This window comes from Streptomyces prunicolor NBRC 13075, assembly GCF_000367365.1.
Lineage (GTDB): Bacteria > Actinomycetota > Actinomycetes > Streptomycetales > Streptomycetaceae > Streptomyces > Streptomyces prunicolor.
In genome coordinates this window covers 64,356-78,761 of record NZ_BARF01000106.1, presented here as the reverse complement: position 1 = coordinate 78,761, position 14,406 = coordinate 64,356, and the positions used below count along the sequence as shown (strand labels likewise).

Annotated in this window: 9 protein-coding genes; 4 read left to right on the top strand and 5 right to left on the bottom strand. The window is 71.9% G+C overall.

The window, feature by feature from the left end:
* Nucleotides 1-13 precede the first annotated feature (13 nt).
* Together pepN and SPR02S_RS44835 are read right to left on the bottom strand one after the other, a co-directional pair.
* Nucleotides 14-2,449: an aminopeptidase N gene (gene pepN / locus SPR02S_RS44840; protein ID WP_019063589.1), complete on the bottom strand. Its 2,436-nt coding sequence runs from the start codon at nucleotides 2,447-2,449 to the stop codon at nucleotides 14-16.
* A gap of 277 nt (nucleotides 2,450-2,726) precedes the next feature.
* On the bottom strand, nucleotides 2,727-3,476 hold the full coding sequence (locus SPR02S_RS44835; RefSeq protein ID WP_245607732.1) for an IclR family transcriptional regulator: 750 nt from the start codon (nucleotides 3,474-3,476) through the stop codon (nucleotides 2,727-2,729).
* Between the two features lie 199 nt (nucleotides 3,477-3,675).
* Here SPR02S_RS44835 and SPR02S_RS44830 point away from each other — a divergent pair, with 199 nt between their 5' ends.
* Nucleotides 3,676-6,546 (top strand): AfsR/SARP family transcriptional regulator, encoded by a 2,871-nt coding sequence (locus tag SPR02S_RS44830; RefSeq protein WP_019063587.1) that lies wholly within the window; start codon nucleotides 3,676-3,678, stop codon nucleotides 6,544-6,546.
* Here the strand turns inward: SPR02S_RS44830 and SPR02S_RS57765 are convergent.
* The gene (locus tag SPR02S_RS57765; RefSeq protein ID WP_019063586.1) at nucleotides 6,464-7,750 is read right to left on the bottom strand and encodes an MFS transporter; all 1,287 of its coding nucleotides are present in this window, start codon (nucleotides 7,748-7,750) and stop codon (nucleotides 6,464-6,466) included. The two genes, SPR02S_RS44830 and SPR02S_RS57765, sit on opposite strands and share 83 nt — an antisense overlap.
* Nucleotides 7,751-7,889: 139 nt before the next feature.
* Here SPR02S_RS57765 and SPR02S_RS44820 point away from each other — a divergent pair, with 139 nt between their 5' ends.
* Nucleotides 7,890-8,366, top strand: coding sequence for an Lrp/AsnC family transcriptional regulator (locus SPR02S_RS44820; RefSeq protein ID WP_026151450.1), 477 nt, complete (start codon nucleotides 7,890-7,892; stop codon nucleotides 8,364-8,366).
* Here SPR02S_RS44820 and SPR02S_RS44815 read toward each other — a convergent pair.
* Both SPR02S_RS44815 and SPR02S_RS44810 read right to left on the bottom strand, forming a co-directional pair.
* On the bottom strand, nucleotides 8,363-9,205 hold the full coding sequence (locus SPR02S_RS44815; protein ID WP_245607731.1) for a PDR/VanB family oxidoreductase: 843 nt from the start codon (nucleotides 9,203-9,205) through the stop codon (nucleotides 8,363-8,365). The two genes, SPR02S_RS44820 and SPR02S_RS44815, sit on opposite strands and share 4 nt — an antisense overlap.
* On the bottom strand, nucleotides 9,196-11,076 hold the full coding sequence (locus tag SPR02S_RS44810) for an FAD-binding oxidoreductase (RefSeq protein ID WP_019063583.1): 1,881 nt from the start codon (nucleotides 11,074-11,076) through the stop codon (nucleotides 9,196-9,198). Before SPR02S_RS44810 ends, SPR02S_RS44815 begins: the two co-directional genes overlap by 10 nt.
* A gap of 174 nt (nucleotides 11,077-11,250) precedes the next feature.
* On the opposite strand from SPR02S_RS44810, the gene SPR02S_RS44800 reads away from it, so the two are divergent.
* The gene (locus SPR02S_RS44800) at nucleotides 11,251-11,871 is read left to right on the top strand and encodes a TetR/AcrR family transcriptional regulator (protein WP_019063581.1); all 621 of its coding nucleotides are present in this window, start codon (nucleotides 11,251-11,253) and stop codon (nucleotides 11,869-11,871) included.
* 133 nt (nucleotides 11,872-12,004) lie between these two features.
* Nucleotides 12,005-14,395, top strand: a complete 2,391-nt coding sequence (locus SPR02S_RS44795) for an ATP-binding cassette domain-containing protein (RefSeq protein WP_019063580.1) — start codon at nucleotides 12,005-12,007, stop codon at nucleotides 14,393-14,395.
* The last annotated feature ends 11 nt before the right edge of the window (nucleotides 14,396-14,406 follow it).

Sequence of the window (14,406 nt, the reverse complement as noted above, 5' to 3'; positions counted from 1 at the left end):
AGCTCCGAGCAGGTCAGACCGATCCACCCCGGGCGCGGAGCATCCGGCTCACCTCGTCCGAGCGCTCCAGGAGGGTTGTACGGACCACCGGCACCGCCTCCTGGGAGGCATGCCGGGCCCGCTCGATGTACGTGGCGTCGATGGCGTGCAGCGGGAACAGACGGCGCGTATAGCTCATCGCCAGGATCATTCCGCCCTGGTGCAGCTTCGGGAGCGCCTCCAGATAGCGCTCGGCGTAGGGCGCCAGCAGTGTGTCCTGGCCGGGGCGCCAGAAGGCGGCTGCCACCAGGCCGACCGAGTTGACGGGGACCGTACGGTCCACGGCCATCTGCTGCCAGACCTCCGCCTTCGTCGCCGCGTCGGGCAGGGCGGCCCGCACGGTCAGGGCGCGGAGCCAGGCGTCGGGGTCCGGGTCGAGGGTGAGCAGAAGGTCGGATTCCGCCGTGACGTCGCCGCCCAGTTCCGCCTCGCGGATGAGCGCACGCCAGTGCAAGTCGACGTCGTCACCGGCCTGTTGGCGGAGCCAGCCGAGATCGTCCGCGGTCGTCGCGGTACGCGCCAGGCCACGCAGCGCGACCTGACGGCGGCCGGGGTCCGCGGCGAGGCTTCGACAGGCCGCCGCGACCTCCGCCGACAACGCGACGCGGTCGGCGGGCGGCGCCCACAGTTCGGCGATGTTCGCGGCGAGGGTCAGATACGGCTCGATCACCGCGTCGGACGTCTCGGCGGCCAGCACCGAGGTGAGGCACCGCCCCGCCTCAGCCGCCGTGGCCTCGCCGGTCGTGAGCATGTCCCACACGGTGGCCGCCGCCACACCCCGGGAGATGGCCGTGGGCAACTGCGCCGCCGTACGGAAGAGGGCGTCCCTGGTCGTGGGATCCGGGCGGGTCGTCGCGAAGGTCAGGTCGTCGTCGTTGATCAGCAGGACGTCGGCGGCGGGCGGGAGGCCGGTGATCGCGGTACGCGGGTCCGTCACCTCGACGCGCACCAGCGCCCGGCGCTCCAGCGCGTCGCCGTTCCTGGCGTACGCGCCCACCGCCAGCACCTGCGGACGCGGGCTGCCGGCGGCCACCAGCGTGACCGAGTCGCCGTCGAGCTCCAGCGAGAAGCGGTCAGTGCCCGCCGTCGCCAGCCAGGCGGTGCGCCAGGTGTCCAGGTCGCGGCCACTGGCCTCGGACAGGGAGTCGATCAGGTCCTGGAGCGTGGTGTTGCCCCATGCGTGCCGGGCGAAGTAGCCGGCCATGCCGGCCCTGAACTGCTCTTCGCCGACGTACGTCTTGAGCTGCTGGAGGACGGAGGCGCCCTTGGGGTAGGTGATGCTGTCGAAGATCGACGCGGCCTGGGCCACGTCGTGGATGGGCTGGTGGATCGGGTGCGTGGCGGGGCCCTGGTCGGCCAGATACGCGCGGATCTTGCCGATCATGAGATGGCTCGCCCACGCGTCCGTGTGCCGGGTGGCGCGCTCGGCCGCCCAGTGGCAGGCGAACTCCGCGAACGCCTCGTTCAGCCAGAGGTCGTCCCACCAGCGCATGGTGACGATGTTGCCGAACCACATGTGTGCCATCTCGTGCAGCAACACCCTTGCCAGGAGCCCGTGTTCGGCCGGGGTCGGCGCGGCCCGCTGAAGGAACGCGTCCGACCAGGTGACACAGCCGTAGTTCTCCATCGCCCCGCCGAACTCGGGCACGAACACCTGGTCGTAGCGGCGCTGCGGGAACGGCATGGCGAAGGCCTCGGCGTAGAAGGCGAGGCCCTGGCGGGTGAGGGTGAAGATCTCGTCGGCGTCGCGTTCGAGGACCTCGGCGAGCGAACGGCGGGCGTACAGGCCCAAGTTGTGGCCGTCGGCCTCGCGGCGCACCTCGTGGAAGGGGCCCGCGTTGACGACCGTGTTGTACGTCGACAGGGGCGGGGTGTCCGGGAAGGTCCAGCGGCGGGCCCCGTCCAGCTCCTCGACGCGTGCGTCGCCGGAGTTGCCGGTGACGGTCCAGGTGGCCGGGGCAGTGACGGTGAAGGCGTGCGGGGCCTTGAGGTCGGGCTGGTCGAAGCACGCCCACACGAAGTGGGCCTCGTCCGGTTCGAAGCTCATCCACACGTACACCTCGCCGTCGGCGGGGTCCGTCGCCTTGTGTACGCCCTCGCCGGACGTGGTGTTGGCCTGGACGCTCTCCACGCGCAACACGTTGTGCCCGGCGAGACCGTGGAGCGGGATCCGGCCGTCCTCGCCGGGGGCGAGCTCCACGCCGTTCAGCGTCGCGCTCAGCACCCGTGCCGCACAGTCCACGAAGGTCTCGGCGCCCGGTTCACGACAGGTGAACGCCACGGTGGAGACGGAGCGGACCTCCGGCCCGTCGGGCAGCGCGGTCAGATCGACGTCCACTTCGTACCGCTCGACCGCGATCAGCGCGGCCCGGCGTTCGGCTTCGGTGCGGGTCAGGCTTCGAATCCCCATGTGTCCTCCCTCGGCAGACAGCGGCCGTCAGCGTACGACGGGGTTCGGTGGGAACCGCAGGGGTTTTCAGGGGTGTTGACCTCGGCAACGGTCGAGCGACCGATGTCTCGTGCGGGACGCGGCCCGGTCACGGAGAGCAGCACGCCGGGCGCTCGGCCCCTGACCGAGCGCCCGGCGTGTTCGAAGACGGGGCCGGCGGTGCGGCCGGTGGCCGTCCCCGCCCGATCGCCGGACCGCGCGTCGCAGTCCCCGTCGTATCAGTGCCCCCGACCGTCCCTCAGCGCCTCCGCAGCCCCGCGCTGATCACCCGCCCCGTCCGGCGCGCGGTCTCCGCGAGCCGTTCCAGGTGGTGGGCCGGATCGGTGAGGACGCACAGGGCTGCCACCGGAGTGCCGCGCACCCCGATCAGCGGAACTGCCGCGCAGCACACGCCGGTTACCACTTCCTCCCGGTCGAACGCGGCACCGCGCTCCCGTATCGCCTCGGCGTCCCGCGCCCAGGACGCGGGCAGCGGTCCCAGCAGAGGTGCCGGGGCGGCCGTGGCCACCAGGACCTTGCCCGCCGCGGTGAACCACGGCCAGGTCATCCGGGTCTCCAGCGGATCCGGTCGGCGGGCGTCCTCGGGACACCACTCGACCATCAGCGTCTCGCCCTTCCACAGGACGGCGATGCCCACCGTCGTGCCCGTGAGCTGCGCCAGCCGCCGCATCGGTTCCCGTGCCGCGGCGCGCAGCCGGGGATGGGGCTGCCACGCGCGCCCCAGGCGGAACATCCGCGGGCCCACCCGGTAACTCCCGCCGCACCGCTCGACCGCGCCCAGATCCGCCAGTTGTTCCAGCAGGCGGTATGCGGTCGTCTTGGGCAGTCCGCAGTCGGACGCCAGCCTCGTCGGTCCCGCCTCCAAGGCCCGCTCCACCGCCTCCAGCAGTGCGAAGGCCCCTTCCAGCACGCTCCTTCCGCCGGCGTTCTCGGTGGCCGCCGGTAAGGTCTCCGGCCGCCGTACCGGCACCCGTGTCTCAGGTGCCATCACTCCCCGTGTGATCACACGTCTCGCCCCCGTTTGCCTGTTGCGCAGCCGCCAGGCGACGGCCCTGCCGTCGTACGTCGACGGGACGCGGTCGACGCCCCGTCCGTACCCCAGCAGATTCGCACCGGTGTGTGACAGGAAACCTTGTCGAAGTCTTGTCGCGCCGCACACGCGTCCGTGAAGAAAAGGAGGAGGCTTTGTGCAGGGGGAGGCGCACACCATGGTGGACGTGCAGTTGCTCGGGCCGGTGGAACTGTCGGCGGAGGGGCGCGCGGTCGAGGTGGGCCCGCCCCAACGCCGCACCGTGATGGCCGCGTTGGCCGTGGACGTCGGCCGGCCCGTCGCCGTCGACGCGGTCATCGAGCGGGTCTGGGGCCCGCACGCGCCGGACGGCGCGCGCGGCGCGGTGCACGCCCATGTCGCCCGGATACGGCGGATGTGCGAGCAGGCCGCCGAGACCGCGCGGGAACCCTTATCACTGGTGCGCCGTTCCGGCGGATACCTCCTGGAGGCCCGTCCGGACCAGGTGGACGTGTACCGCTTCCGCCAACTGGTCGACCAGGCACGGGCGGCGGCCCCTGCCGACCCCGCGCGGGCGGGGCTGCTGCGCGAGGCACTCGACCTGTGGCGCGGAGAGCCGTTGTCCGGTCTGAACGGCGAGTGGGCGGCCCGCATGCGCGAGGCCTGGCGGCGCCAGCACCAGGACGCCGCCGTCGGCTGGGCCCGGGCCGAACTGCGCCACGGCGATCCCGCCCCCGTCATCGGCCCGTTGACCGGCCTGCTCGGCGAGTATCCGCTCGCGGAACCCCTGGCCGAAGCCCTGATGCGGGCCCTGCACGAGACCGGCCGCAGCGCGGAGGCCCTGGACTGCTACGCCGCTGTCCGCAAACGGCTCGCCGAGGAACTGGGCACGGACACAGGACCGGCCCTGCGCCAGCTCCACCAGTCGATCCTGCGCGGCCACCGCCCCACGTCGCCCCGGCGTCCCGAGCCATCGGCGGTGATACGACATCCCGAGCCGTCGGCGGTGATACGGCAGACCGAGCTTCCCGCCCAACTCCCCATGGCCGTACGGGGATTCACCGGCCGCGACGGAGAGCTGGCCCGGCTCGCCGCGATCCTCGCCTCGGCCGAGGGAGAGTCCGCCGCCGTGGTCATCTCGGCGGTGTCGGGCATGGCGGGCGTGGGGAAGACCGCGCTCGCCGTGCACTGGGCGCGCCGGGTGGAGAGCGCGTTCCCCGACGGGCAGCTGTACGTGAACCTGCGGGGGTTCGACCCGCAGGGGTCGGTGGTGCCGCCGACCGAGGCGGTACGCGGATTCCTCGACGCGCTCGGGGTCCGGCCGGAGCGGATGCCGCCGGGACTGGAGGCACAAGTCGGCCTGTACCGAAGCCTGTTGACGGGGCGCCGGATGATGGTCGTCCTCGACAACGCCCGCGACGAGGAACAGGTCCGCCCACTGCTGCCGGGCTCGGTCGGCTGCATGGCGCTGGTGACCAGCCGCAACCGGCTGACCGGGCTGGCCGCGACCGAGGGCGCCCATCTGCTCGCCGTGGACCCGCTGACACCGGCCGGCGCACGGGACGTACTGGCGAAACGGCTCGGTGCGGGCCGCGTCGCGGCCGAACCGGCGGCGGTCGCGGACGTCGTCACCTGGTGCGCGGGACTGCCCCTCGCGCTGGCCGTGGTCTCGGCACGCGCCGCCGCGCAGCCACGCCGCCCGCTGGGCGCCCTCGCGGACGAACTCCGGGAAGCGGGCGGCCGGTTGGACGCGCTGGACGGCGGCGAGGAGTCCAGCCAGGTACGGGCGGTGTTCTCCTGGTCCTACAGCGCGCTCAGCCCCGCCGCCGCCCGACTGTTCCGCCTGCTGGCCCTGCACCCGGGACCCGACCTCGACCGACGCGCGGCCGCCGCACTGTCCGGGGCACCCCCCGAACGCGTCCGCGCGCTGCTGGCCGAACTGACCGGCGGCCACCTGCTGGTCGAGCACGCGCCAGGCCGGTACGCCTTCCACGACCTGCTGCGCGTCTACGCCGGGGAACTCGTGACCGCGTACGACGACGAGTGGGAACGCCGGTCGGCGCTGCGCCGGATGATGGACCACTATCTGCACTCCGCGCGGGCGGCCGACGTACTGGTGACCCCGCAGCCCAATCCGGTGGACGTGCCCGCACCCAAATCCGGCGCGAACCCGCTGGAGTTCGAGGACTACGGCCGGGCGCTGGCCTGGTTCGTCGCCGAGCACCCGGTGCTGCTGGAGATCGTGCGGCAGCCGCGGCCAGGCTTCGACGGTCATGTGTGGCGGCTGGTCACGGTACTGGCCACCTTCCTGGACCGGCACGGATACTGGCAGTCGTTGCTCACTGCCGCGCGCAGCGCCCTGGTGGCCGCCGAACGGGAGGGCGACCTGGCCGGACGGGCGGGCGCGCACCGAGGTCTGGGGCTGGCCCTGGACCGGTTGAAGTGTCCGGAGCGGGCCCGGGAGCACTATCTGAGGGCACTCGAACTCTTCGCCGCGCTGGGCAGCGACGCGGGCCAGGCCCGGACCCATCAGCATCTCTCGCGGATGTCGGCGGAACAGGGCAGTTCCGAGCTCGTGCTGGAACACGCGTACCGGAGTCTGGAGCACTACCGGGCCGCGGGCGACCGGGCGGGACAGGCCGCGGCGCTGAACCACATCGGCTGGAGACAGGCGAACCTCGGCGACCATCTCCGCGCGCTGGCACACTGCGAGCAGGCCCTCGAACTCGCGCGGGCGGCCGGAGACGTGGCCGGGCAGGCCCACACCTCCGACAGCCTGGGCTACATCCACCATCAACTGGGCCGATACCAACAGGCAGTCGACCACTACCGGCAGGCGGCCCGGTTGTTCCACGCCACCGGGGACCGCCACAGCGAGGCCGCCTGCCTGATCTGCCTCGGCGACAGCCATCGCAGCGCGGGGCAGTCCGCGGCGGCCCACGAGGTGTGGACCCGCGCACTCGTCCTCACCGCCGAACTCGGCCTGCCCGACGACGATCCCCTCCGCACCGGACTCCAACAGCGGGTTGGGGAACGGAAGTTGCCGTAACGGCTCCGGATCGGTCACCGAGGCGCAGCCCGAGGACGATACCGACGGCCGCGCAGGCACAGGTGATCCACCAGGTGGAGTGCCAGTCGCCGGTACGGGTCGCAAGCCACGCGGCGAGCGTCGGGCCGATGAAACTGCCGGCGTTGAACAGTTGCTGGATCAGCCCCATGGCCGCGGGAGCGGAGCCCCCGGCCGGCGTCAGCTCACCGATCATGCGCAGCAAGGTCGCCGGTATCGCGCCGCCGGTCAGCGAGAAGACCGCCACACACGCGAACTGCCCGGCGGTACCTGCCGGGAGGCGGTGCCAGTCGACGGCGAAGGCCAGCACGGACGTGACAGCCATGACGACGAACGCGGGGGCGAGAAGGACGCGGGTGGGCAGGCCGCGTCGCATGAGCGCCGCCGTGGCGATCGAGCCCACCGCGTTCGCCGCCCCGACCAAGGCACTCAGTACACCCGGCCAACTGCCCGTCATCCCGCCGTCGCGATAGATGGTGGGCAGAAACCCGACCACGGCCATCCACGGCAGGGTGTAACAGGCGAAGACGAGCCCGGCCGTCCACGGTCTGGGAGCGCGGACGGTACGGCCGATCCGGGCGAGGGCGTTCGCGACGCCCCGCACACCGGCCGCGTCGTCACGGGGCACCCGGGCCAGGACCCACGGCAACGGCAGCAGCGCGACCACGGCCATGCCCCACCACCACACCCGCCACGGCATCACCTGGAGGACCAGCGCGCCGATGACGAGCCCGGCGAAGGTGGAGATGCCCTGGTAAGCGCCCCAGAAGCCCATGGCCGTGGTGAAACGACCGGGCGGTGCGGTACGCCGGATCAGCCCGGGTCCGCTCACCGCGACCAGGATGAAACCGGCGCCCTCGACCGCCCGCGAGGCCAGCAGCGGCGCCGCCGACCAGGCGAAGCCCCCGCCCGCCGAACCGACGAACAGCAGAACCAGCCCCGCGCTCAGGCAGCGCCGTTCACCGATCAGCTCGGCCAGGAGCGAGACGGCAAGTCCCCCGAGCATCCCGGCCAGTTGGACGATCCCCAGCAGAGTCCCGGCCTGGACCAGGCTCAGCGACAGATCGTGCCGCAGGAACGGCACCGCGGGCGGCACCTTCCACACCTGCAGCCCGGCGGCGACTCCGGCGGCGACGATGACGACCCAGGAGCGACCGGTACCGGTGGGGCGCGAGCTCAAGGCCATGGCGGGCGGTCCTTCATCAGGGCGGAGGCGTGGAACGGCTCACCACCCTGACCACATCGCAGGGCATCCGCGCAATACCGGCTCCGTCCAGTGCGACAGATGCTCAATGCCCAGCATCAATGGTGGCAGAATGCACGCCATGACGCTGATGGATCCCTTGGACGCCCGCATCATCCTGGCCCTGGACGACGACCCGGACGCGACGATCCTCGCCCTGGCGCAGACCCTGGGCGTGGCCCGGAACACCGTGCACGCCCGGCTGCGGAGGATGGCCGCCGACGGCGTGCTCAAGCCCGTCAGTCGACGCGTCGACCCAGGCGCCCTCGGGTACGGCCTGGTCGCGTTCATGTCGCTCGCGGTGAGCCAGGCCGAGCCCGAGAGCGTCCACGAGGGACTGCTCGACCTCCCCGAGGTCATCGAGGTGCACTACACCACCGGCGACGCCGACCTCCTCGCGCATGTCGTCGCCAAGGACACCGCGGACCTGCACCGCATCACCAAAGCGATCCTCGCCATCGACGGGGTCGACCGGACCAGCACCGCCATCTCCCTGGCCGAGGTCGTCCCGTACCGGCCTCGGGCCCTGCTGCATCGCCTGGCGAAAGGCCGCGCTTAGAGATCCAGCTCCAGCACCGGTGAGTCGCAGCGGCTCACGCAGATCATCATCGTGGTGGCGGTGGGACGTTCGGACGGCTCGATCACCGTGTCGCGGTGGTCCGGGAGCCCGGCCGTGACCGGCGTCTCGCAGGTGCCGCAGTAGCCCTCCTCGCAGGAGAAGGGCACATCCGAGAGCTTCTCCCGTACGACGTCCAGCACGGAACGGTCGGCGGGCACGGTCAACCGAAGCCCCGAACGGGCCAGCACCACCTCGAACTCCCCGCTCGGCGCGTCGAGTTGGACGGGCTCGGTCCCGTCGGCCGCGGTGAAGCGTTCGACGTGCGGTGACCGCGCCGGGTCCGCCGTCCGGCACAGGGCCGTCACCGCGTCGAGCATCGGTCGCGGGCCACAGGCGTAGACGGCGTACGAGGACGGGACGGCGGCGAGTTCGGCGGCCAGGTCCGGCAGCCCCACCTCGTCCTGCGGAACGAGCAGCACCCGGTCCCCGCCCAACGCCACCAACTCCTCGGCGTACCCGAGCCGGGAGCGGTCGCGGGCGCCCAGGACAAGTCGCCAGGGCAGGCCGCGGGCGGTGAGTTCGCGGGCCATCGGCAGCAGCGGGGTGACGCCGATACCGCCGGCCAGCAGGAGGTAGCCCGCCGCAGGCACGAGCGGGAACCTGTTGATCGGCCCGCGTACCTCCAACTCCCGTCCTACCAGGGCGGTTTCGTGGATCTCCCGGGAGCCGCCACGCCCCTCCGGCACGCGGTGCACGGCGACCGTCCACGCCTCGCTGTCCGCCACCTCCCCGCACAGCGAGTAGGGCCGCCGCAGTCCCGAGGGCAGGGTCAATTCCACGTGCGCGCCCGGCTCCCAGGCCGGCAGGGGGCCACCGGTGGGACCGGACCACAGGTGTAGTAATGGGCGCCCAGCGCTGGGGACAGACCGGTGATCCAGCGACGTACGCCGTCCGCGTCGAGGCGCCCGTCCCGGTGGGTCAGGACGTGGGTGACCGACAGCCGGCCGGGGTTGTCCTTCACCAACCGGGTCAACTCCTCGGCGAAGATGACCTCTTGGGTGGTGCGGCTGCTGTAGAGCAGCGCGATCCGGTCGCGGCCCGACCCGACGGCGAGCCGCGTGCGGATCATGCTCATCATCGGTGTCACGCCACTGCCCGCCGCGACCAGCACGATTTCGTCCGGCGGCTGTGGCTCGGCGTGGAAGGACCCGGACGGACCGCGCACCGCGATGCGGTCGCCGACCCGGAGACTCTGGTGCGCATGGGTGGAGAACAGGCCGCCTTCGACCCGCTTGACGGTGACCTCAAGCCGGGGCGAACCGGGTGCCGACGACGCCGAGTAGGCCCGCCGCACCGGGCGTCCGCCGATGTCGGCGACCAGGGTGAAGAACTGGCCGGGCCGGAAGTCGAACGATCCCGGGTTCTCGCCCACGTCCTCCAGCACGAGGGTGACCGCGCTCGGCGTCTCGCCGCGCATCTCGGCGACGCGCACCTCCCGCAGCGGATCCTCCACCCGTCCGCCGGTGACCGTTCGTCCGCCGGTGACCGGACGTCCGGCGTCGGCGGGGCGGCGGCGCGGGAAGCCGCGGTGCCGCCCGCGCGTTGTGGGCCCGTCGTCCTCGTAGCCCTCCTTCCGCAGGCCGGAACGGTAGAGACGGTCGATCACCAGCCGCAGCAGGCGGGTCATCCCCGGGATCGCTCCGACGGCCCGCAGCAGGAACGCGGGCGGACCGCTCTCGGCGGCGGCCGAACCGGCGGCGAGGTGCTCTCCGCCCAGCGCCATCAGGTCGGGCACCGTGTCCCGGCCGAGGTGGGCGCCGGGGGTCCACAGCCGCGAGCGCGCCACGGCGTCGTTGCCGGTCACCTCGGCGTGCTCGACGTCGATGAGCAGCGCCAGGTGCGGCGGCATCCCGCGCAGCGCCATCGTCTCCAGCAGCGCGGGATCGTCGGTGATCGCGCCCCGGCCGCGGACCTGGAGCACACCGCTGCGGCCCGGCACGAGCGCGGCGAACGACAGCCGGTCGTCCCGCAGCAGATTATGGAGCGTGTCGGCGCGTTTGTTGCCCTTCCGGTCCGGGACGACGAGCGTGCGGCCGTCCAGGACACGCGCCACCGCCTGCCGGTCCCCGCGCGGACTCGTGTCGCTGCCACCGGAGTTGTCCCACGTGGACAGGGCGAGGAAGGGAGCGGCGGCCAGGAACTCCACGACACCGGGTCGGCACAGGGGCCCGTCCCCCGTGATCCCGGCGACCGGCTCGGCCGGGGAGGGCGGCTGCCACAGGCGGGACCGGAGGACGGCCTGCGCGCAGTGCACGTACGCCTCCCGGATGTCGACGGTCGTCTCCGCGCCCTGCCGCGCGGCCAGCGAGCCGTTGACCCGCAGGACCTCCCCGACGCCCGGCAGGAGGAAGAAGAACGAGATCGGACCGTGCGGGTCGCCGGGCCCGGGCAGGGCGAACGAGAGGCGTGTGGGCGAGTGGACGCGGGCGAAACCCGGTGTGCCGCCGACGAAGGTCGTCCTGCTGGTGCCGTCGGCGTCCCGGTATCCGACGGCCGCGATCGGGCAGCCGGCGAGGACGGTCCGGCAGCCCTCGTCGAGGGCGCTGATCTGCTTGAGCATGATCACCGACGCGGGGCGGCCGACCGTCGCCTCGACCTCGGCCTCCGTCGTCAGCCGACGCAGGGCGCTCCACGGGTTCGCTCGCCGCACGGGGATTCCTCTCAGCCGGAGCCGGAGCCGGAGCCGGAGCCGGAGCCCGAGCCCGAGCCCGAGCGGACCGGGCCGCGATCGGCCATGGCCTTGTTCTCGCAGCTCATGGCTATATTGTGAGCAATGGCTCAGCTCTTTGGCTACTCGCTTTTCGCGCCTTGAGGAGGCACCCGGATGCCGTCGGCCGACCACCGTCTCCAGCCACGTCGCAAGCCCCGCCAGGTGCGCGCCGAACTCACCCGCGAGCGGATCCTCACCGCCGCTGCTCACGTTTTCGCCGAGCACGGCTACGCGGCGGGCACCACCAACCGCATCGCCGAACGCGCCCGCGTCTCCATCGGCTCGCTGTACCAGTACTTCCCGAACAAGGACGCCGTCCTCGCCGAGCTGTTGGTGCGGCACATCGACCGCGGCATGTGGACGCAGGCCGAACAGCTCGACCTGTCTCCCGGCACGCTGGAGGCGACGGTGCGGGCGCTGGTCCGCGACGCGATCGACAACCACCGCGACGACCCGCAACTGCTGCGGATCATGATGGAAGAGGCACCGGTCTCGCAGGAACTGCGCGACACGGTCGAGCGGCACGGAAAGGCTCGCGTCGGTCAGGTGCGCGACCTCCTCGCCCGGCACCCGGACGTCCATGTGCGGCACCTCGACACCGCGGCCGAGCTGATCGTGTTCACCGTCGAGATCAACACCCACAAGCTCATGGCCGACCCGCGGACCGTCCCGGTCGAGACGTTCGAGCAGGAGCTGGTGGACATGGTCACCCGGTATCTGCGCGGCGATCAGTAGGCGGGACGGTTGTCCCTTCGGTTGTCCCTTCGGTCAGGATTCGAGAAGCGCGGACCCGCACCGCACCTCTAGCGTGGGGGCAGCCGGCGGACCCGACGACGGGCCGGCCCGGTGGACACGGAGGGAAGACACGATGAGCAAGGCCACGAGGACGGACCAGCGGTCGTCCGAGCCGCACGCTGCCGACACCCATGACCTGATCCGCGTGCACGGGGCGCGCGAGAACAACCTCAAGGACGTCAGCGTCGAGATCCCGAAGCGCCGGCTGACGGTGTTCACCGGTGTCTCCGGCTCGGGCAAGAGCTCGCTCGTGTTCGACACGATCGCCGCCGAGTCGCAGCGGCTGATCAACGAGACGTACAGCGCCTTCGTGCAGGGCTTCATGCCGACGCTGGCCCGCCCCGAGGTCGACGTCCTCGACGGACTGACCACCGCGATCATCGTCGACCAGCAACGGCTCGGCGCCGACCCGCGCTCCACGGTCGGCACCGCCACCGACGCCAACGCGATGCTCCGCATCCTCTTCAGCAGGCTCGGCAAGCCCTACCTCGGCTCGCCCAAGGCCTTCTCCTTCAACGTCGCCTCGATCAGCGGCGCGGGCGCGGTCACCATGGAACGCGGCGGACAGAAGGTCAAGGAGCGCCGCAGCTTCAGCATCACCGGCGGCATGTGCCCGCGCTGCGAGGGCCGGGGCTCGGTCACCGACCTCGACCTCACCCAGCTCTACGACGACTCCAAGTCCCTTGCGGAGGGCGCCATCACCGTCCCCGGCTACACGGGCGGCGGCTGGAACTCCCGGCTCTACAGCGAGTCCGGCTTCTTCGACCCGGACAAGCCGATCAGCAAGTTCACGAAGAAGGAGTTGCAGGACTTCCTCCACCGCGAGCCGACCAGGATGAAGATCGCGGGCATCAACATGACCTACGAAGGTCTGATCCCGCGCATCCAGAAGTCGATGCTCGCCAAGGACCGCGAGGGCATGCAGCCGCACATCCGGGAGTTCGTGGACCGCGCCGTCACCTTCACCACCTGCCCCGACTGCGACGGCACCCGCCTGAACGAGGGCGCCCGCTCGTCGAAGATCAGGGGCATCAGCATCGCCGACGCCTGCGCGATGCAGATCAGCGACCTGGCGGACTGGGTGCGCGGCCTCGACGAGCCGTCCGTGGCGCCGCTGCTCGCCGCGCTGCGACAGGCCCTCGACTCGTTCGTCGAGATCGGCCTCGGCTACCTCTCGCTGAACCGGCCGGCCGGCACGCTGTCCGGCGGCGAGGCACAGCGCGTCAAGATGATCCGCCACCTCGGCTCCTCGCTCACCGACGTCACGTACGTCTTCGACGAGCCCACCATCGGACTGCACCCGCACGACATCCAGCGCATGAACGACCTGCTGCTGCGCCTGCGCGACAAGGGCAACACCGTGCTCGTCGTCGAGCACAAGCCGGAGACCATCGCGATCGCCGACCACATCGTCGACCTCGGCCCCGGCGCCGGTACGGCGGGCGGCACCGTCTGCTTCGAGGGCACCGTCGAGGGACTGCGCACCGGCGGCACCATCACCGGCCGGCACTTCGACGACCGGGCCTCTCTCAAGGAGTCGACGCGGAAGCCCACCGGCGCGCTGGAGATCCGCGGCGCCGCGACCAACAACCTCCACGACGTGGACGTCGACATTCCGCTCGGCGTCCTTGCCGTCATCACGGGCGTCGCGGGCTCCGGCAAGAGTTCGCTGGTGCACGGGTCGATCCCGGCCGGCGAGAACGTGGTGTCGGTCGACCAGGGCGCCATCCGCGGCTCGCGCCGCAGCAACCCGGCGACGTACACCGGACTCCTCGAACCGATCCGCAAGGCCTTCGCCAAGGCCAACGGCGTGAAGCCGGCCCTGTTCAGCGCCAACTCCGAGGGGGCGTGCCCCACCTGCAACGGCGCCGGCGTCATCTTCACCGACCTGGCGATGATGGCCGGCGTGGCCACCACCTGCGAGGACTGCGAGGGGAAACGGTTCGACGCGTCCGTGCTGGAGTACCACTTCGGCGGCCGGGACATCAGCGAGGTGCTCGCCATGTCGGTGACCGAGGCCGAGGAGTTCTTCGGCGCGGGCGAGGCGGCCACCCCGGCCGCGCACCGGATCCTGACCCGGCTCGCCGACGTGGGCCTCGGCTACCTCAGCCTCGGCCAGCCGCTCACCACTCTCTCCGGCGGCGAACGCCAACGCCTCAAGCTGGCCACCCACATGTCGGAGAAGGGCGGCGTCTACGTCCTCGACGAGCCCACCGCCGGCCTCCACCTCGCCGACGTCGAGCAACTGCTCGGCCTGCTCGACCGGCTGGTCGACTCCGGGAAGTCGGTCATCGTCGTGGAACACCACCAGGCGGTCATGGCCCACGCCGACTGGATCATCGACCTCGGCCCCGGCGCCGGCCACGACGGCGGAAAGGTCGTCTTCGAGGGGACACCGGCCGACCTGGTCGACGCGCGGTCGACGCTGACGGGGGAGCACCTGGCGGCGTACGTCGGCGCGTGACCGTCGTGCAA